At 56.9% G+C, this 19,799-nt stretch carries 16 protein-coding genes and 1 pseudogene; 7 read left to right on the top strand and 10 right to left on the bottom strand.

Translation table 11 applies throughout. The annotated features are described in order from the left end of the window. Positions 1-113 precede the first annotated feature (113 nt). Positions 114-1,913, top strand: a complete 1,800-nt coding sequence (locus tag V8J82_RS23085; RefSeq protein ID WP_339979338.1) for an NAD(P)-binding domain-containing protein — start codon at positions 114-116, stop codon at positions 1,911-1,913. Between the two features lie 129 nt (positions 1,914-2,042). Then, entirely contained in the window at positions 2,043-2,831 is a 789-nt protein-coding gene (locus V8J82_RS23080; protein WP_339979336.1) for a glucose 1-dehydrogenase, read from the top strand. A 358-nt stretch (positions 2,832-3,189) separates the two neighbouring features. On the opposite strand, the gene V8J82_RS23075 is transcribed toward V8J82_RS23080, so the two are convergent. The 8 genes from V8J82_RS23075 to V8J82_RS23040 form a co-directional block, all read right to left on the bottom strand. Further along, on the bottom strand, positions 3,190-3,372 hold the full coding sequence (locus V8J82_RS23075; RefSeq protein ID WP_339979334.1) for a hypothetical protein: 183 nt from the start codon (positions 3,370-3,372) through the stop codon (positions 3,190-3,192). A 77-nt stretch (positions 3,373-3,449) separates the two neighbouring features. Further along, positions 3,450-3,614: a hypothetical protein gene (locus V8J82_RS23070; RefSeq protein ID WP_339979331.1), complete on the bottom strand. Its 165-nt coding sequence runs from the start codon at positions 3,612-3,614 to the stop codon at positions 3,450-3,452. Between the two features lie 430 nt (positions 3,615-4,044). Next, positions 4,045-6,783, bottom strand: a complete 2,739-nt coding sequence (locus V8J82_RS23065) for a cation-transporting P-type ATPase (RefSeq protein WP_339979328.1) — start codon at positions 6,781-6,783, stop codon at positions 4,045-4,047. Positions 6,784-6,853: 70 nt separating this feature from the next. Then, positions 6,854-7,765 carry a carbamate kinase gene (gene arcC, locus V8J82_RS23060; RefSeq protein ID WP_339979325.1) on the bottom strand — a complete coding sequence of 304 codons (912 nt, stop codon included), beginning with the start codon at positions 7,763-7,765 and terminating at the stop codon, positions 6,854-6,856. 1 nt (position 7,766) lies between these two features. Then, the gene (argF, locus tag V8J82_RS23055) at positions 7,767-8,768 is read right to left on the bottom strand and encodes an ornithine carbamoyltransferase (RefSeq protein WP_339979322.1); all 1,002 of its coding nucleotides are present in this window, start codon (positions 8,766-8,768) and stop codon (positions 7,767-7,769) included. Positions 8,769-8,779: 11 nt separating this feature from the next. Continuing rightward, positions 8,780-10,009: an arginine deiminase gene (locus V8J82_RS23050; RefSeq protein ID WP_339979319.1), complete on the bottom strand. Its 1,230-nt coding sequence runs from the start codon at positions 10,007-10,009 to the stop codon at positions 8,780-8,782. Positions 10,010-10,021: 12 nt separating this feature from the next. Further along, positions 10,022-11,467, bottom strand: a complete 1,446-nt coding sequence (locus V8J82_RS23045; protein ID WP_339979317.1) for a YfcC family protein — start codon at positions 11,465-11,467, stop codon at positions 10,022-10,024. Positions 11,468-11,639: 172 nt separating this feature from the next. Continuing rightward, complete coding sequence (locus V8J82_RS23040) at positions 11,640-12,344, bottom strand: endonuclease/exonuclease/phosphatase family protein (RefSeq protein WP_339979315.1); 705 nt, start codon at positions 12,342-12,344, stop codon at positions 11,640-11,642. A gap of 54 nt (positions 12,345-12,398) precedes the next feature. Here V8J82_RS23040 and V8J82_RS23035 point away from each other — a divergent pair, with 54 nt between their 5' ends. Beyond that, the gene (locus V8J82_RS23035) at positions 12,399-13,052 is read left to right on the top strand and encodes a DUF2238 domain-containing protein (protein ID WP_339979313.1); all 654 of its coding nucleotides are present in this window, start codon (positions 12,399-12,401) and stop codon (positions 13,050-13,052) included. A 179-nt stretch (positions 13,053-13,231) separates the two neighbouring features. Here V8J82_RS23035 and V8J82_RS23030 read toward each other — a convergent pair. Continuing rightward, positions 13,232-13,620: pseudogene (locus V8J82_RS23030) on the bottom strand (DUF2189 domain-containing protein). Positions 13,621-13,903: 283 nt separating this feature from the next. On the opposite strand from V8J82_RS23030, the gene V8J82_RS23025 reads away from it, so the two are divergent. From V8J82_RS23025 to V8J82_RS23010, 4 genes are all read left to right on the top strand, one after another. Next, positions 13,904-14,980, top strand: a complete 1,077-nt coding sequence (locus V8J82_RS23025) for an NHL repeat-containing protein (protein ID WP_339979311.1) — start codon at positions 13,904-13,906, stop codon at positions 14,978-14,980. 365 nt (positions 14,981-15,345) lie between these two features. After that, positions 15,346-16,257: a LysR family transcriptional regulator gene (locus V8J82_RS23020; RefSeq protein ID WP_339979308.1), complete on the top strand. Its 912-nt coding sequence runs from the start codon at positions 15,346-15,348 to the stop codon at positions 16,255-16,257. Positions 16,258-16,378: 121 nt separating this feature from the next. Further along, positions 16,379-16,954 (top strand): hypothetical protein, encoded by a 576-nt coding sequence (locus V8J82_RS23015; protein ID WP_339979306.1) that lies wholly within the window; start codon positions 16,379-16,381, stop codon positions 16,952-16,954. A gap of 67 nt (positions 16,955-17,021) precedes the next feature. Continuing rightward, positions 17,022-17,330, top strand: a complete 309-nt coding sequence (locus tag V8J82_RS23010) for a hypothetical protein (protein ID WP_339979304.1) — start codon at positions 17,022-17,024, stop codon at positions 17,328-17,330. Positions 17,331-17,728: 398 nt separating this feature from the next. Here the strand turns inward: V8J82_RS23010 and V8J82_RS23005 are convergent, their stop codons facing one another. Further along, entirely contained in the window at positions 17,729-19,384 is a 1,656-nt protein-coding gene (locus V8J82_RS23005; RefSeq protein ID WP_339979301.1) for an ABC transporter ATP-binding protein, read from the bottom strand. Positions 19,385-19,799: the final 415 nt, after the last annotated feature.

Genomic DNA, 19,799 nt, shown 5'->3' with positions numbered 1-19,799 from the left:
GGAACAGCTGCATTTCTGCCTTCGTTTCGGATTGGCCGCATTTGTCTTTGCGCGGACAACGCGAGAACTGCCAGGCTGATCCTCGGAGGGCGAATAGTGAACGGGAGGATCACATGCTCGATACAACTCATTCGGACCAGACCCAAGAGTTTCTAGACCGCTTCGGCGCGGCATTGGCTGAGGGTGATGTTGCGACTGTCCGCGACATGTTTGCAGACGATTGTTACTGGCGTGATCTGGTCGCGTTTACGTGGAATATCAAAACCGTCGAGGGCAAGGACCAGGTCGAGGACATGCTGAAACATCAGCTTGCCACCACAAAGCCCTCAGGTTGGACGCTTGCTGCGGGCGAGACCCCAACCGAGGAAGGAGGCGTAACAACCGCCTGGATCGAGTTTGAAACCGAGGTCGCACGCGGATACGGCCTGGTGCGCCTTAGGGAAGGCAAGATCTGGACCCTGCTCACGACGATGGTCGAGCTGAAGGGCCATGAGGAACCTGCCGGCGCCAACCGCGCTCTCGGCGCGAAGCATGGCGCGGCGAAGAACCGCCAAACCTGGGCCGAAGAGCGCGCCCGCGAGGAAGCGGAGCTTGGCTATGAAACACAGCCCTATTGCCTGATCATAGGCGGTGGTCAGGGCGGTATCGCCATGGGGGCCCGGCTGCGCCAGCTTGGTGTTCCCACCATCATTGTGGAGAAGAACGAGCGGCCCGGCGACAGCTGGCGCAACCGTTACAAGTCACTCTGCCTGCATGATCCGGTGTGGTACGATCATCTGCCCTACATCAAGTTTCCCGACAATTGGCCCGTCTTCTCGCCGAAGGATAAGATCGGCGATTGGCTGGAGATGTACACCAAAGTCATGGAGCTCAACTACTGGAGCAAAACGACAGCCAAATCTGCAAGTTTCGATGAAGCCAGCGGTACGTGGACTGTGGTGGTGGACCGGGACGGGGAAGAGGTCACGCTCAAGCCCACACAGCTCGTCATGGCCACAGGCATGTCCGGCAAGAAGCGCATGCCCGACTTCCCCGGAATGGAGGTGTTCAAGGGCGTCCAGCAACACTCCTCGGAACATGATGGACCGGATCAGTGGACAGGCAAGAAGGTGGTGGTCGTGGGCTCCAACAATTCCGCCCACGATATCTGTGCAGCCCTTTGGGAACATGACGCGGACGTCACGATGGTCCAGCGCTCCTCAACCCACATCGTACGGTCCGAGACATTGATGGATGTAGGGCTGGGAGCCTTGTATTCCGAAGAGGCCGTCCGCAATGGGGTCACAACAGAAAAGGCCGATCTGATCTTTGCCTCTCTGCCCTATGCCATCCTGCACGAATTCCAGATTCCCGCTTACGCCGAGATGAAGAAACGTGACAAGGACTTCTACGACGGTCTGGAGAAAGCCGGTTTCTGGCTGGATTGGGGCGACGATGATAGCGGCCTTTTCCTGAAGTATCTCCGGCGCGGGTCGGGCTACTATATCGATGTCGGCGCCAGCAAGCTTATCATTGATGGCGAAATCAAGCTCAAGCGGGGGCAAGTGAGCGCATTGGATGAGACCGGCGTCATCCTTGATGACGGAACGCATCTGCCCGCGGACCTTGTTGTCTACGCCACCGGCTACAATTCGATGAATGGTTGGGTCGCTGACCTGATGGGCCAGGAAATTGCGGACAAACTGGGCAAGTGCTGGGGCCTCGGCTCGAATACCACGAAGGACCCCGGTCCCTGGGAAGGTGAGCAGCGCAACATGTGGAAGCCGACGCAGGTTCAAAACTTGTGGATGCATGGCGGCAACCTGCACCAGTCGCGGCACTATTCGCAGTTCCTGTCTCTCCAGATCAAGGCGCGGATGGAGGGCATTCTAACGCCCGTCTATGGGCTGCAAGAGGTTCATCATCTGAGCTGATGACGACGCTCTCGATGCCGGGCTGTTCTGCCCGGCGCCCTCCAGTCTTCAAACGCTGACCTGCCCCCTTAAAGCAAGGCTTTCGTAGGAAGCGGGCGCATCAGATACCAAGTTGGAAAGGCAACTCCAATGGAAGTTACACTCGAAGGACAAGGCGTGATCGTAACTGGCGCAGGCCGCGGCATCGGTGCGGCAATGGCGAAGAATCTGGCCAAAAACGGTGCTCAGGTGATGATCGCGGACATAAATGGCGACCTGGCAACGGAGATGGCGCACGAGATCAAATCGGATGGCGGAACGGCTATGGCCTACGCCGTGGACGTGCGTGACCGCGCAAATGTCAAAGAGATGATTGAAACCGCCTGTGCGCATTTCGGCCAGCTCAACACGATGTTCAATAACGCGGGTATTGCACAGGTACGCCCCTTTCTGAGCATAACCGAAAAGGATTGGCAGGACGTCATGGACGTCAACGGGAAGGGTGTTTTGATCTGCATGCAGGAAGCTGCGCAGAAGATGATTGATCAGGGCAATGGCGGCAGTATCGTCAACACGGCCTCTATAGCGGGCAAACAGGGGTATGAGCCGCTCGCTCACTACTCTGCCAGCAAATTCGCCGTTGTTGCCTTAACGCAAGCGGCAGCCCGCGCCTTTGGAGCCCGCAAGATAAGGGTGAATGCCATCTGCCCCGGAGTTGTTGCGACGGATATGTGGAAACTGATTGACGAGGGCTTCCAAGACAGCGGTTTGACGGAAAAGGAAAACCAGGCCTTTGATGAGTTCGCTGGGATCGCCGTCCTTGGCCGCGCTTCACAACCAGAAGATATGGCCGCTGTGGCGACATTCCTGTCCTCGCCTGGGTCAGAATTCATGACCGGGCAGACCGTCATCGTGGATGGCGGGATGGTGTTCGACTAAGCCACCAGAGGAAAGTCGGGGCGTCAGTTGGCGCCCCATCCCGCGTCCTTGGTTGTGTGATCCGATACCTTTTCGGGATCTTATTCTGGCGCCTCAGATGGAACCGGCTCATATGATGCTTTCCAAGACTGTTGCCGAATTGGGCGGCGGTCATTTACCAGTGAATGAAGCTTTTGAGACGCAGACAATAGCTCCGGTCGGCACCATGGTTGGTTCGTCAGCAATCTGTAAATTGCGCTCAATAGTTTCGTTGCGCAAAATACTGATGTGGCCGCTTTTCACGTCGCCTAGTAGCGATCAACTCTAAGCACCTGTAGCGGTTTTCGTGCTGCGTGCGCGTGCAGTGAAGCTTCCGAATTCACAGGTTGGGCTCAGAGCCGACCTTAGCCGCGTCAGGTTCCGATAACAGAATAGACCAGAGTTGACCTTCATGCCATTTGCGAGCGACATTCAAAGCTTGCCCTCGATCAGCCCGGCAGCTGAGCGCTTCGAACATCACGCCCGAGGTCATGTCATCCGCTTCGATTGCGTCGCGCAGCATCACACCCGCAGCGCATAGGTCAGCATCCGAACAGGCTGCAGATCGTGGAATTGCTGAGGGTCGAGCAAAAGTCTCGGTTACGTCTCGGCGAATTGCCGGACGCGGTCGGGTTCGAGCGTCACGACGATCAGGTCCGAGGTTGCAAACCAGGTCCAGCAGGAGCGCATACCGGCAGGCGTCACGATCATGTCGTTCTTTGAAAAGGTGAAACCCCGCAATTCCCCATCGCGGGTGTTTTGCACCCTATGCGGCTACTCCTTGAGGTTCAGAAGAACATGATGTTCGGCGAACACCTCAGTCGGCATGCTCGCAGGCTCTGCCTGAAAATAGCGCACGGACATCAACGCCGCTGCCGATGCATGCGTCAGACCATCGCTGTTAAGCAACGGAAGTGATGGATAAATCTCGGCGTAGCGTCGGGGGCATGCGTCGTTTCTTCGTCGCGAAACTACCCAAACCAAGGTTGTATCTCGTCTAGAGCTAGGGCGGCTCGCATTAGCAAACTTGACAGCACTGCCAATCCCCTTTGCGATCACGATCCCGAACTCGCCCAGCAAGTCCTGTAACATGTTGCTGAGCTGTGTCCGCCGCGGCGCGACCATCAGGATCCAAAATCTGCAAATCAATTCAAATGATTTGGGCGATCTGTCGCTTCCTGGCTGAACATCCTCATCAACTCTTAATAACCTGGGTTTGGCGGCGCGAGCCGAGGGTAAGCGCAAGTTGCTTCTCCAGCTCGAGCAACACGAACAATACCACTCCCAAGCCAACGATTATTAAACCATCGGTCACCGAAACGTCTGAAGTGCCGAAAGCGGTTTGGAGCGGTGGCAGGTAGGTTACGGCGAACTGCAGCAAGGTCACAGAGATCACGCATAGCCAGACGACCCGTGTCCCTCGCACCGCATCCCATGTCAACGAGGTCCCGTAGATGTTTCGGACAAAGAACAGGTGAAAGATCTTGAGCACCACCAGCGTATTGAGCGACAGCGTCTGTGCCAAGGCGAGATCGTAGCCCTGTTTCAACGCATAGCTGAATATGCCGAAGACACCCGCCAGAAATAGCGTCGAGACCAGAACGATGTGCCAGACAAGTTCCGGCCCTAGGATTGGTGCGTTACGTGACCGTGGTGGCCGACGCATGGTGTTTTCCTCTGTTGGCTCATAAGCGAGCGCGATTCCAAGCGTGATGGCGGTGACGAGGTTAACCCACAACAGCTGCAGGGGGCTGATCGGGAGAGCGAGGCCAAGCAGAAGCGCCACCACAACGGTCAGGGATTCCCCGCCATTGGTTGGAAGCAGCCAACTAATCACCTTCTTTATGTTGTCGAACACCGTGCGCCCTTCGCGCACAGCCGCGGCGATGGAGGCGAAATTGTCATCGGCCAGCACGATATCGGCGGCTTCCTTTGCGGCTTCGGACCCTTTCTTCCCCATAGCGATACCGACATCGGCGCGTTTCAAGGCTGGGGCATCGTTTACTCCGTCACCCGTCATTGCCACCGACAAACCATGGGATTGCAAGGCACGCACCAAGCGCAATTTGTGCTCAGGGCTGGTCCGGGCGAAGATGTCTATATCCAGAACATGGGCCGCAAGCTGCGCATCGTCCATTTGATCAATCTGTGCGCCCGTCATGACGGCGCTGCCGTGGGCCAGCCCGATCTCTGCGCCAATGGCTGCCGCTGTGCCCGCGTGGTCACCGGTGATCATCTTTACGGCAATTCCCGCGCCACGACATTCGGCAACGGCTTCGATGGCTTCCGCGCGGGGCGGGTCGATGATGCCGACGAGCCCGAGGAGGGTAAGCCTACCGTCGATATCGCCGATAGTAAGCTTGGTGGTACTCGGCTCCATCTTTTTGCTGGCAAGTGCCAGAACGCGCCGACCTTGGCTTGCCAACTCTGCTGCCTTAGCCGCCCATTGCGCACTGTCAAAACCACGTGTGGTGCCGGCTGAATTTTGTTCGGTCGAACACATGGCAAGCACTTGCTCGGGCGCCCCTTTGACAAAGGTCACAAGGGCATCGTCAGCGCGTCTTTCCATGGTGGCCATGAATCTTTGTCGCGAGTCGAACGGAATAAGATCACGCCGGGACCATGTATCGCCAATCTCCGCGCGACGGCCAAAGACCTTCCAGGCAAGTGTTAGAAGGGCTCCTTCCATCGGGTCGCCGTTAACCTTCCAGACGCCATCGATCTCTTGCAATTGGGCATCGTTACAACGCGCCGCAGCCAAGGCGAGCTGGCGCAGGGCGTCGTCGTCTTCTGGGGCCACTGATTGTCCTTCGTGTAATACCTGCCCGTTGGGAGTGTAGCCGTCTCCTTCTATGTCCAGAACTCCGCTGGCAGTCACAACATCGGTCACGACCATCTCGTTGCGCGTCAGTGTCCCGGTTTTATCGGTGCAGATCACTGACACCGAGCCGACGGTTTCGATAGCTGGAAGGCGTCGCACGATGGCATGGCGCCGTGCCATGGCTTGCACGCCGATCGCCAGGGTGATCGACAAGACCGCCGGTAGACCCTCAGGTATGGCGGACACCGCCAGCACAACGACGGCCATGAACAGTTCGAAAAAGTCATACCCAGCGACGAAGTATCCGAAGACGAGCATGATCGCCGCAACGGCCAGAATGAACAATGTCAGCCAGCGCGAGAAGGTGTTCATTTGTTCGACCAACGGCGTGGTCAGTTCATCCACATCGGAAAGCATCCCACTGATGCGGCCGATCTCGGTCCGATTTGCGGTCGCCGTCACGATGCCACGGCCCTGACCGGCAGTGACCAGAGTGCCGCCGAACGCCATACAGGTCCGGTCCCCGATGGCCGCATCGGCGCTTACCGGCTCTAGGGTCTTTTCAATGGCAACCGATTCACCCGTCAGCATGGCTTCTTGGACCTGAAGCCCGTGGATCTGGAACAGGCGCAGGTCGGCGGGTAGTTTATCGCCTGCCTCAAGCAGCACGACATCGCCCGGCACCACCTCGGCGCTATCGATTGAGGTGCGTTGCCCGCCTCGAAGCACCGAAGCCTGCGGCGCAAGTAGCTCGCGGATCGCCTCCATCGCCTGTTCAGCGCGGCCTTCCTGGACAAAACCAATGATCGCGGTCACAAAAACCACAGTCAGGATCACCACGGTGTCGATGTGATGCCCCAGCAGCAATGTGACCGTGGCAGCACCGATCAGCACGTAGATCAGCACATGATTGAAATGACGCAAAAAGCGCAGCACGACGTTTTTCTCTTTTCGCGCTGGCGGTTGATTGCGCCCAAAGAGGTCTAGACGCCTGGCGGCCTCGGCACTGGAAAGCCCATCTGTGGACGATCCGAGCGCTTCGAAAACCGCGATAGGCTCTTTGGAATGAGACGCATCGAGATCAAACTGCTTGGAGATGAGGTCGTTGTTCACCTATCAGTCCTTTTCGAGAAGTGAGGTCTTGATGTGCTCGTACTAAGGTCAGGATTGGGATCGCCCATGGTCAAGCGCTAACGCGCGTTCCAGCACTGCCAGAAAGGATCCTGCGGGCGTCTTTGAGCGCGCCAATGGCCGCGAAACGGTCGGAATTGCGGGTGAATTCCATCGCCGCCGACACTTTGGGTGCCATCGAGCCTTCAGGCAAATCGAGCGCTGCCAGTTGGTCTTCTGTCAGAAGCTCGATCTTCCTGGCGCTGTCAGTTCCAAAATCCCGATATACGCCGTCCATATCTGTTAGCAAAAGCAACGCATCCGCTTCGATCTGATCGGCAAGCAGTTTGCTTGCATGGTCTTTGTCTATGACCGCTTCGACCCCAAGCAGGCTGCCGTCATTCCGACGAATGACGGGGATACCTCCGCCACCGGCGCATATGACGACGACGTCGTTGTCCAAGAGGATCTGGAGAATCTTGAGATCGGGTATCTCCACTGGCTGCGGTGACGCCACAACGCGTCGCCAACTGTTCCCGTCTCGGGCAACGCTCCATCCTCTGTCTTTCGCAATATTGCGGGCTTCGCGTTCTGAGCCATAGATGGGGCCGACAAATTTCGTTGGCCTGGAAAACGCGCTGTCCTTGGGATCGACGACAATCTGCGTCAGCAAAGTGGCCACCGCACGGCTGTGTTCCAGGGCGTTCTCTACTTCTTGTTCGATGAGATAGCCGATCATACCCTCTGTCTCGGCTCCCAAAATGTCTAAGGGGTAGGCTTCATCGGGTTTGTAGGCGGCCCCCTGAAGCGCGAGCAACCCGACTTGGGGGCCGTTGCCGTGGGTAATGACCAGCTCGTGACCATCATTCACCAGGGCAGCCAAGACAAGGGCGGCCTCAGCGATGTTGCGGCGCTGGTTTGTTGCGGTAAGCGGTTCACCCCGTTTCAAAAGCGCGTTTCCGCCAAGCGCGACGACCACCCGCATCTCAAGCTCCAAGCGTGGCGACCAAGACTGCCTTGATCGTATGAAGCCGGTTTTCTGCCTGATCGAACACAATGGATGCCGGGCTTTCGAAGACCTCTTCGGTGACTTCCATTGATGTCATGCCATATTCCTGCGCGATTTCAGCACCCACGGTCGTCTCTGCGTTGTGAAAGGCCGGAAGGCAGTGCATGAATTTGGCCTCGGGATTGCCCGTTCTGGACATGACCTCCGCGGTTACCTGATAGGGTTTCATCAACGCGATGCGGTCCCGCCATTTCTCTTTTGGTTCGCCCATCGACAGCCAGACGTCGGTGTAAACGAAATCGCTACCTGCAACCCCCTTGTCCACGTCTTCGGTTAGCAGAATGCGTGCACCCGTTGTCTGGGCGACGTCGCGCGCCTCAGCTTCTATAGCTTTGTCAGGCCAACAGCTCCGCGGTGCGCATAGCCGGATGTCCATGCCCATCTTGGCGGCGCCGATCATCAGGCTGTCGCCCATGTTGTTCGCGGCATCGCCAAGAAATGCGAACGCGATGCGGCCGAGCGGCTTATCGCAATGCTCTCGCATGGTGAGAAAATCCGCAAGGATCTGAGTGGGATGAAACTCGTCGGTCAGACCATTGTAGACGGGTACGCCGGCATGGGTGGCCAGTTCTTCGACGATACTCTGACCAAAGCCACGATACTCGATCGCGTCATAGATCCGCCCCAGAACGCGGGCGGTGTCCTTGACGGTTTCCTTACGGCCCAGATGGGTGCCGGAGGGGCCGAGATAGGTGACGTTGGCACCTTGATCATGGGCCGCGACCTCGAAGCCCACGCGGGTGCGGGTGGAGTCCTTCTCAAAGATCAGGGCGATTTCTTTACCCTTGAGTTGGGGCACCTCGGTTCCTGCGTATTTGGCCGATTTAAGATCGGCCGAAAGACGTAGCAGAAAGCCAATCTCCTCTGGCGTGAAATCTCGAAGCGTCAGGAAGTGCCGATTGCGCAAATTGAATGCCATGGTCAAGCTCCTCAGATCGGGTCACGGATTGTCGGACAGCTCATGCAACGGCCTCCGCCACGGCCACGCCCAAGTTCAGCACCCGGCACTTCGATTACATCGATGCCCGCCGCGCGCAGCGCTGAGTTGGTGTCATCGTTTCGATCGTAGCCAATGACCGTGCCAGGTTTGAGAGCGAGGACATTGTTGCCGTCGTTCCATTGTTCGCGCGCCTGTTCGAACAGATCGTCCCCACCGGTCGGCACCACGGTCAGCTTCGGATATCCGAGACATTCGGCGACGATGTCAAAAATCGGTCGCTCGTTTTTTCGGATGTCCAAGGCCGCTGGCCCTTCTCCGGGCCGCAGATCATAGCAGGCAATGCCTTCGGCAACCTCGGTGAAACTGGTAATCACATCCCCACCGCAAAAGGTGAACACTGTGTCCAGATGCATCGCGGCGCGGGATTTTGGCATTTGGCACGCAATCACGCGGTGGGCTCCGCCTTGTTCAAAAAGCGCTTCCGCCAATAAACCAACGGCTTGCGGTGTCGTGCGCTCCCCCATGCCCACCAGTACGATACCATCCCCGATGGGCATGATGTCGCCGCCCTCCAGTGTCGCGAGGCCGTAGTTGCGATCAGGATCTCCCCACCAGACTTTCGTCTTGCCGACAAACTTCGGGTGAAAGCGATAGATTGCGGTCATAAGCAGGGTTTCGGGACGGCGCGCCTCCCAATGCATTGGGTTCAGCGTCACGCCACCGTAGATCCACGCGCTCATATCCCGTGTGAAAAGCGCATTGGGCAATGGCGGCAAGATGAAACCAAGCGGGCCCAGATAACTGCCAAACATGCTCTCCGCGCTGAAAGGGACATCGCTGACGGTAAGCCCGCCCAGCATGTGGTCAGAGAGCGTCTGACCGGTCTGCTGATCACACCATTCGCGGAGTTCGCGTAGCATGCCAACACCGACCATATGGGGCACGATCCGTCGATCAAGTGTCCATGTCCGGCCGTCGACCGTATCGAGCACCTCGGCAAGCAGTTCGCCAAAATCCAGAACGTCGATACCGGTTTCGCGCATCGCAAGGGCGAAGGCGTCGTGGTCCTTTTGGGCCTGCTTGACCCAAAAGACATCGTCAAACAGGAGTTCAGCGCAATTGCCCGGGGTCAGACGCCTGTGAGCCAAGCCCGGACGGCACAGGATCACCTGGCGCAATTGCCCGGTTTCCGAATGAACGCCAATAGACGGGTTCTCCATTGCGATCCTCCCTCAGATGATTACGGAGATGCTGAGCGCGCCCATGATGAAAACGGTCAGGATCAGAAGCAGCGGCCAGATGAACATCAGCCACCGTTCGTAAGGCACCCGACCGATCGCAAGCCCGCCGATGACCACTGCAAAGGTCGGGTTGATCAAGTTGACCAGCCCATTCGCGGATTGGTAGGCGGTCACAACAAGCTCGCGGCTGACACCCGCGAAATCGGATAGCGGCGCAAGGATTGGCATCGACAGCACCGCAAGCCCCGAAGACGACGGCACAAAGAAACTCATGCCCGCGAGAATGCCGAACATCGAATTGATAAAGGCGATGTCGGAAAGATCCCCAAGCGTGTTGGCCGCATTATGCAGGATCGTGTCTGCGATCATTCCGTTTTCCATGATCACCACGATGCCGCGCGCGAGCCCGATCACCAGCGCCACGCCAAGCAACTCCTTTGCCCCGTCGACAAAGGCCCCCGTAAGCGCCTTTTCTCCCAACCGAGCGACAAGACCGACGATGATCGCGGCCCCCAAGAACAGCGCCCCCATCTGCGCCATCCACCAGCCTTGCAGCGCGACACCCCAGATCATGGCCGCAAAGGTTAGCCCGAACAGAACCAGGATGATCGACTGCGTTACCGTCAGTTTGTCGGTCTGACGTTGCGGATCATCCGATAGGAAATGGGCCTTATGTCGTGCATGCAGTCTGGCCACGATTGACCGGGAAGGATCCAGCTTTACGCGTCGCGCGTATCGCATCACATAGGCACTGCAGATCAGCAGGCCGCCACCTAGTAGAACGAGCCTTAGGCCGAGACCGTCGGTGAACGGGATTGCCGCAGCATTCGACGCGATGATTGTGGCAAACGGATTGATGGTCGACCCAAGCACCCCGATCCCCGCGCCGATCAGAATAATGGCAACACCGGTTACCGTGTCATAGCCAGCGCGGAGCACGACAGGCATCAAGATCGCGTAGAATGCAATGGTCTCCTCTGCCATCCCGTAAGTCGTGCCGCCCAGTGCAAAGAGCACCATGAGAAAAGGTATCATCCAGATCTCATGCCCTTCGACCCGTCGCATGGCGGCGCGGATGCCGGTATCGATCGCTCCGGTGGCGTTTACGACGCCGAGAAAACCGCCCAGAAGCAAGACGAACAACGCCACATCGATTGCATTCGCGGCGTAGCTGTCAGGATCGTAGAAGCCCGCAATCGGCGCCAACAACACGTCGATCAAACCCTGTGGATTGGCGTCTACTTCGGCATAGGTGCCCGGTATGGCCACTTCACGACCTACCTCTTCATTCAGAGCTCGTTCGTATTGGCCAGCAGGGATGATCCAGGTCAGCCCGGCGACCAAAACGATCAATAAAAACAGAATGGTATAAGCCGTTGGAAAGCGAGATGTTCCCTCGTTTTCATCTTTGTCAGCGGCGATTTCATTAGCGTTCATGCCATGCCCTCACTGCGTTCTGATGTGGTTTGCCACTATACCGAGACGCTCGGGTACTGGTGTTGACACAGATCAACCTTCGACCGGTTAGGCGTTCAGAGGGTCGCGGCGACTGGCTTTGCTCCCCTTAGGGCTGGGCGACGATGGGGGCGTCAGACGGGGGCTCCGCCGCTCAACCGAAGTCCAAATCCAACCAGACTGGCAGGTGATCGGATGCAACGCGTGTGAGCGCGTTTTGTTGAACGCCTGACGCCCGCACCATCACCTCGCCGGCAAGCGCAAATCTATCCAAAGACACCATGGGACGTGCTGAGTGAAAGGAGGCGCCTGGTGTGACGACGTGAAATCTGTCGACGATCGGTTCCATTCCCTTTGTTCGCGACCATTCATTGAAATCGCCCACGATGAGGGCGCTTGGCTCATCTGAAAGAACACGAGAAAGGCAGCGCAATTGCGCTACACGGTCACGGCGTCTGAGCCCTAGATGGGTCGCCACAACACTCATCGGCCCGTCAATGTTCAGTTTGAACCGGACGGCTCCTCGGGGTTCAAGGCCTGGCAAGGCGATGCGGTCCGCCCCTGTTGCGGACAAATCTTTGCGCACCAGAACGGCATTCCCGTGCCATCCAAGGCTCACGTCATTTGCTGCGACATCCAGGACATCGAGATCGGTTTCACGTTCGATGAGCGCGCGCGGCAAAGCAGCAGATCTATCGCCCAAGCGTCTGTCGGCCTCTTGTAGAGCCACCACATCGGCATCCAGTGCATTGATGACGTTCAGGATCCGCGACGGATCGCGCCGTCCGTCTCGCCCTCGGGCCTTGCGGATGTTGTAACTGACAACGCGCAATCCGCGTTTTGTTTCGGCGTAGATCATCACCTATATATGCGGCCTGGCACGGGACTGGTGAAGGAGTGCGAAGGGCAAATCATGCGATTCCTCCGAAAGCAGAGCCCTATTTTGTTGTTCGTGTGGATCGGCTTGCTTCTGTTTGCCTTTGGCGCCTCCGCGCTGAGCAATTTCGCACTCGCTTTTGTCGCATTGGCGACGCTCGGACTGTCTTTGGCACCTGTCGTTCTTGCGCGTCATTTGTCGATTTCAGTGCCAACGCCCTTCTTTGTGGCCACAACTCTGTTCATTGCGGCTTCGATTTTTATGGGTGAGGCATTTGGCTTCTACGACCGAGTGTGGTGGTGGGATCTTGCACTACATGGGATATCGGCGATTGGCTTCGGGCTCTTCGGGTTCCTGTTCATCTTTATGCTCTTTGAAGGCGACCGATACGCCGCCCCGCCTATTGCCATTGCCTTCTTGGCCTTTTGCTTGGCGGTCACGGTGGGCAGCCTATGGGAGGTGTTCGAATTCTTCATGGACCAAGCGTTCGGCTTGAACATGCAGAAAAGTGGGCTGAATGATACGATGGGCGATATGGTCGTCAACGCGCTTGGCGCCGTGATCGGGGCGGCCAGCGGTTTCTTGTTTTCACGAGGGCGCGAACGAGGTCTGTTTGCACCTTTGATCCGGCAATTCATCGATGCCAACCGCAGGCTTTATCGCAAGGCCAAGGATCAGCTAAAGCGTTGAAACCTGAATTGTGTCGATTGAGTATCCAGAACAACGACGACACTCTCCAAACCCATAGTGACGCGCTGGCCTATGAGAGCGAAGTGCCTGTTGCAGCGGGTAGATCTCTCTATGATCTGAGAAACGCGTTTTCCCGGCGTGCAAAGAGCAAGAAATGCTCATCGTGATCGCTGGATAGATCACCCATCTATTGGTGGTACCGCCCGTCGATAGAGATGCCACATGGTGTGGCCCGGGACTGGCAGAATAAAAATCAAGCCCAGAAACGCCAGTACCATCGACAACAGCATGGTGACCGAGATGATGATGTTTAAGAAACCATCAAAATCCGAGAAGGGTGAATCTTGCAGCACGATTACCAGTACGGTTCGGAACTGGTACACCCACACCCAAAAGATGAACAGTGTAACAAAGGCCATCCAGCCCATCTCGCGCTTGCGTTGATTGGCCATCACGGTGAGGATTTCAGACCAGCCGAGATTATCCCCTTCTGCAACCGGCGGGACATTTCATAGAGCCCTGCGGCAGCGAAAGGTGCGACCAGCGGAAAGCCGACAGCGGCGGGCATAATCATCCAGATCTCGCCGAGCCAGAACAGGCACCAAACAAACAGGACGCTGATAAGCGCAGATGCTTCAGGCCCTCCAACCGCGGCACCGAGCCCATCCTGTGAATTCGATTTTCTCGCTGCGTACGCACGCAGACCGAATTCTTCTGCATCTGTACAAACTCACGCGCTGAGATGCGGCTCAAATACCGGTCATTGGTGGCGGGTGCAGCATTCATCTGGATGCAAATGACCGCGTTGCGGGACATTGCTGCCGTTCGAGAAGTCAAGTTATTCACAGATCATGTCAAAATTCATCGTGCCTCTGTCTATCCTACTTGCGATCCCGCTGCTGGTTGCAGGTCTTTCTCTAGATCCTGCATCTGTTGCTAGTGTTGAGCAGAATTCGTCCAGGCATCCGAGTGATCTGGGGGAGGTAAGGCAGTTCTGGCCGAATGATGGAAATCCAATTGATGTTGTTGCAGTCGCAATTGGGCCAAACGGGGACGTTTTCGCCATTCACCGGGACAATCGTGGGTTCAGTGGCGATGGCACATTGATTGAGCGACCGGTCATCGTGCGTCTTGACCCTGAAACTGCCGAAGTGATGGCTGAAATCGGTGATGGCATTTTCATAAATCCCCATGGCCTTTCCGTCGGAGAGGACGGAGCTCTATGGGTGGCAGACATCGGACTGAATTCGGTCATCAGACTCTCTCAGGATGGGACGTTGCTGGGTGCCTTCGGAGATGCCTATCCACGTTGGATGGAGCCGGCCTTAAGGCTACGGAACGTCCTCCCGCGTTTGCCGGTTCCAATGTCGGATTTGACGTTCGCAAGGCCGACGGATGTCGTGCCCTTGCCCAATGGGGGGTTTGCAGTAACCGATGGGTACCGAAACGCAAGATTGGCAGTGTTTGATGCTGAGGGAGCCCTGAACTGGGAACGCAATTCCCGTGGGTCTGAAGTTGGTTCCTTTCACCTGCTACATGGGCTGGCGGTCGATCGCGAAGGCCGACTTTTTGTTGCGGATCGCCGCAATGCACGCATTCAGGTGTTCTCGTCGGATGGGCAAGTGCTGGCACATCGTCTGGGTGCGGAGCTTGGCCGTCCATTCGGCCTCGATATCGGTGATGATGACTGCTTGTACGTTGTCGACGGAGGCGATCGTCTCGACACCCAAAACCTAACAGAAGAACAAGCGTCTCGCCGAGGCTTGTCTCAAACCATTCTCAATGATGCAGATTTGGAACCAGCCACAAGAGTAGCTATGTCACAACGTTTTGTGCTGCCCCATGACGTCGCGGTCGGGCCCGATGGTACTGTCTTTATTGCCGATCCAGAGGCAGGGTATCTGTTTGCGGTTCAGATTGAGAACTAGTGTGGTTCGGCATGAAAGCGTAATGGCTTGCGTCGAACCGTGGCTTTGTCCTGCGTCTCGATGGTCGATCAGCCAAGCAGCAAAAGAACGGTTTGGATTTCACCCATTAGATCAGTCTTCAGTGACCTTTCTTGCGGCATGGGCCGCAACGCAGAGATGTAAGTGCTGCAGGACCGAATGCGTGCCACGTCTGCAATAGCGGTGGCTGCACAAGTCCGGTTTGTCCCGCTCTTTGCAGTCCGGGCGCGGGCCAGCCTACAACGCACTAATCCCTTATCTAACATTGCTGCGAGAAGTACCAATTGCCGGTATCGGCTCAATCCAGGCAATTGATCAGATTAGACGCCTTCTCTACTCCTATCAGAATGATTGATACCAAAACCACCGACCTTAATTTGCTCGTCGCTCTGGATGCTCTGATCGCCGAACGGAATGTGACGCGCGCGGCGAAGCGCTTAAACATCTCGCAGCCTGCTCTTTCTGCGCGGCTCAACCGGCTTCGCGACCTTTTTGGGGACCCGCTTCTGGTGCCAACTCAACGTGGCATGATCCCGACGCCGCGCGCTTTGGAACTTCAGGACCCATTACACGCCGCATTGGAAGGGGTTCGAGCAGTCGTGTTGGATGGTCGGGCGTTTGACCCTGCCAGCGCGGCCGGCGTCATCAACATCGCCGCCTCCGACTACGTGCAGTATACGCAACTCAGGCCGCTAAGCGCTCGTCTTCGTCAGGATGCGCCAGCGCTGCAATTGGCATGGCATCAGATCAATGGTGCGCAATTGCAGGGGCAGATGGAGCGGTCCGAGATCGATCTGGCGCTCATGACACCCTCAACGGCACCTGATCAGTTGCGTATGCGCAAGCTTTATAATGAAAGCTATGTTGCGATTGTACGGCGGGATCACCCGGCGAACCATGGCGAGCTTGATCTGGAATTGTTCTGCGCGCTTGAACATATCGTCGTCTCAACGCGCGGGGGCGGCTTTCAAGGCGCGACCGATGCGGCCCTGACAGGGCTCGGGCGGACACGGCGGGTTGCCTTGTCCGTTCCAAGCTTTCTGATCGTGCCTGAGATCGTTGCCTCTTCCGATCTGATTGCATTGGTGCCCCGGCGTCTGGTGGATAATCGGTTCGCTCATCTGCAGATCTTCGATCCACCACTGCCTGTCGAAGGGTTTTCCATCGCGATGCTTTGGCATGACCGGGCCGATGCTACACCGTCGCATCGCTGGGTCCGCGATCAGCTTGTGAAGATGGAGGTCGAACTGGTGGCCTGACGTCAGCTATTCATATCATGGATAACTGATCTAACACCGTTCGATTTCCGAATGGCAGAGCTATCTCCTAAGTCTTTTGCAGCACCAGGACAACCCTGACGCACAAGGAAGGAGGCCACTCATGACACGTAAATTCAGAACCATCCTATCAACAACCGCATTGGTTGCCGCACTTGTCGGCACGCCAGTTGCCTCGGTCGCGCAAGTTGGCCACCTGACCGATGAGGGCACCCAATTGGCCCAAATCGAGACGCCGGATCAGGCCGTCGCCTTTGCCAATGTCCAAAACCTGGTCGCACGCTGGAACACGATCATCACCCAGACTTCGACCGGGGAAGAGCAACTGCAAGTCATGCTTGAGTCGGGTGTCTTCGCCGAGGACTTCACCATCGCTTTCAACCTGCCCGATGGCACACGGATTGCGCTTGAGGGTCTTGATACCGATGACGCACGCGGCTTTTACAACCAAACGGTCAATGGGTTGCAGAAGGCACGTGCCAACGTGGCATCGAATGTGGAAGTCACTGCCTTTGGGCGCGATGAGATCCGCGCACGCTTCCGCTATGTTGTCTTCATGGGCGATCGCTACTCACTCGGCGGCATCAACGAAATCACCGTTGAGGTCCGGGATGGGCGCTATCAGATCGCCGGGTCGGAAATTTTCGTCGAACGGTTCGACACGGACCACGCCCGCTAATCCATCAGTTCCACGTCTTTCCACGAGGCAAGCGCGAGCTCGTCTCACGTTCAGAAGGTGCTATACCATGCCCGTTATTCGTATCTCACTCGCCCGTTTCCAACCGTCAAATGCCGACACCGTTCACGCCCTGCTGGACGAAAGCCGTGCTATTCTTGTTCCGGCAATTCAAGGGCTCAAGGGCAATCTTGGCTTTTACGCTGGCGTCGACGCTGCACAAGGCGCGATGACCAACGTCAGCCTTTGGGAGACCGAACAAGATGCTTTGCAGATGGCGAACCTTCGAGCCATGACAGATCTTGCAAAAGCGTTTGTCGATGCCGTCGTTCAATTTGAAAGGCCCATCACCAACCATCAGGTGCTCTGGTCGATTTAGGACGAACGCTGTTGTTCCCATTAGATAGGTCAAGGATCGTTTCGTCTTTCACTGCCGACGTTGGCGCGCTGATCAGCGAAGGTCTATTGTGAGCGCTCAAGCACCGATCGATCTGGCCGCGATGCGTGGGAACAAGCAGCTTGGCCACAATGAGGCTTATGCGCAAAGCAAGCTCGCCGTCACCATCTGGACCCGCGAATTGGCGAAAGAACTTGGGGACGGGCCGCTTGTCGTTGGGGTCAATCCCGGTTCTTTACTGGCCTCGAAAATGGTAAAAGAAGGCTACGGCATCGCGGGCAACGATCTATCGATTGGTGCGGACATTCTGCGCGAAGCGGCCCTTGGCGTGTCCTTCGCGGCTGCTTCCTTGGCCGAGTGTTATCAACGACTTCACCTTGTCATTGATAGCCCGTCTTTTGTGAGCGGTACATCGCAGCATAGAGGCCATCGTGAGCCATCAGGTCACTGTGAGTTCCCTGTTCCACCACTTTCCCGAAATCTAGCACATAGATCCAATCGGCATGGATGACGGTAGACAGGCGGTGGGCGATCATCACAGTGGTGCGCCCCTTTGCGGCGCGTTCGAGGGCATCGCGAACCCTTTCCTCCGTCTTCTGATCCAAGGCCGACGTAGCCTCGTCCATCAACAGGATCGGAGCATTCTGCAAAACGGCGCGGGCAATGGCGATGCGTTGTTTTTGGCCCCCAGACAACTGGCTGCCCTTGGGGCCTAGGGGCGTATCCCCCCGTTCGCGCATCAGATCTGCAATCTCGGCGGCTTCGGCAGCGGCCCAAAGATCGGCATCGGTGGCATCGGGGCGCACGTAACGGATGTTGTCGGCAATCGAAGCGTTGAAGATGACGATATCCTGTGCCACCACAGAGAACGCCTTGCGCAGCGCCTTGACTTGAAGCTCTTGGATATTCTCACCGCTTATTGTGACAGCGCCATCGTTTACCTCGTAGAGGCGGGTAATGAGGCTAAGAACAGTGGTCTTGCCCGATCCTGTGGCTCCCACAATGGCGGTGGTCTTACCACCTTCGATCGTCAGATCGAGCCCCTGATAGAGAGGCTCGGCATCTTCATATGCGAAATGCACCCCGTCCAGGCAGATATCGCCTGTGGCGTCAAATTCGGCACGCGCGCCAGGAATATCTTTCACCGAAGCATTAAGCCGAAGAATGCTGTGGAGGCTGTCCAGCAGAATGAGCGAAGCCTGGAGCGTGGCGAAAAACTGCGCCAGACGGCGGGCTGGATCAAACAGGATCGTAAGGCCCAAGAGAAAGGTAATAATCCCTGCTGCATCAATCCTGAAATCACCGCTGATCACCATGTATCCGCCGCCGCCGATCACCAGGACATAAGCGCAGGCCGATACCAAATCGATGGCCGGCGCCACCATGGCCTGGGCCGATTGCAAACGGATCGTCAGACTGCGGATACCAATGGCTGCAATGTTAAGACGCTCGCGCTCGCGCCCTTCTTGCCCTGAGATCTTCACCGTGCGCATGCCGTTGGACATTTCTTCGATGGTGTTGATGTAGTCACCGAACGCGTTCTCGGCCTTGGCTTGGATATCTTTGATCCGATGCGAGATCTGCTGCATCAAAAAGATCACCACAGGTATGAAGATTACCGCCCCCACAAACAACAATGGCGACTTGTAGATCAGATATCCGGCCACGATCACAACGGTAACTGCATCGCGAACCGCACCTACGGTTCCGACGCCGATGAACCTGCCCATCCCATCGGCCTGGTTGACCAAGCGCAGGATCGTATCTCCAACTTTGGTCCGCTCGAAATAGGACAGATCCTGCATCAACAGGTGCGCCGTGAGATCAGCACGGAGTTTGACGATGGCATCGCTGGCAAGCCAGACTGACAGCCGAGGCACCAGATAGGATAAAAGCGCGCGCACCGCGAACAGGAAGAAGACATAGGCGCAGATCAACGCCAGTTGATATAACTGCCCGTCCTCAAAGATGACGCGCAGACCGTTCTCAGTGAGTTGGAGAAATTGCTGGTAGACGACCCCCTGAATGCTCACCATGCCCAAAACGCCTAACAGCCAAAGCGATCGATCGCGCAGATATGAGCGCCAGAACCAACGCAAATTCGTACGGTCTTGGGGCGAGAACAGGACCCTCGTGTTTGGCGTATTCGGCTGCGTCATCGTGGGATACCCGTAGGGCAAGGGGGGCGACCATCCAGGCAAACAGGTGGCGGGTCGGCAAAGTCATGGTCTCTTAGTAGATTGCCATAGGACGTTCAAGGCAATGTGTCCCGGCGGCTTTTGCCGAGACTTGGCAACAAGCTGCCATCGATCACACGGCCTCTGCACTCGGTGTTAAACACGGTCACGGCGGCGGCAAACCACCCGTTTCTTCGGGCCCGCTATCAAGTTCTGCAGCACGTCTGATCAGCTGTCGATGAGATCGCGTTGAGTGTGTTTCGGTTCAGGCATT

This window comes from Gymnodinialimonas mytili (assembly GCF_037544085.1).
In the GTDB taxonomy this organism is placed as follows: domain Bacteria; phylum Pseudomonadota; class Alphaproteobacteria; order Rhodobacterales; family Rhodobacteraceae; genus Gymnodinialimonas; species Gymnodinialimonas mytili.
The sequence above is the reverse complement of the archived record's forward strand: the minus strand, read 5'-3'. Positions and strand labels throughout refer to the sequence as shown.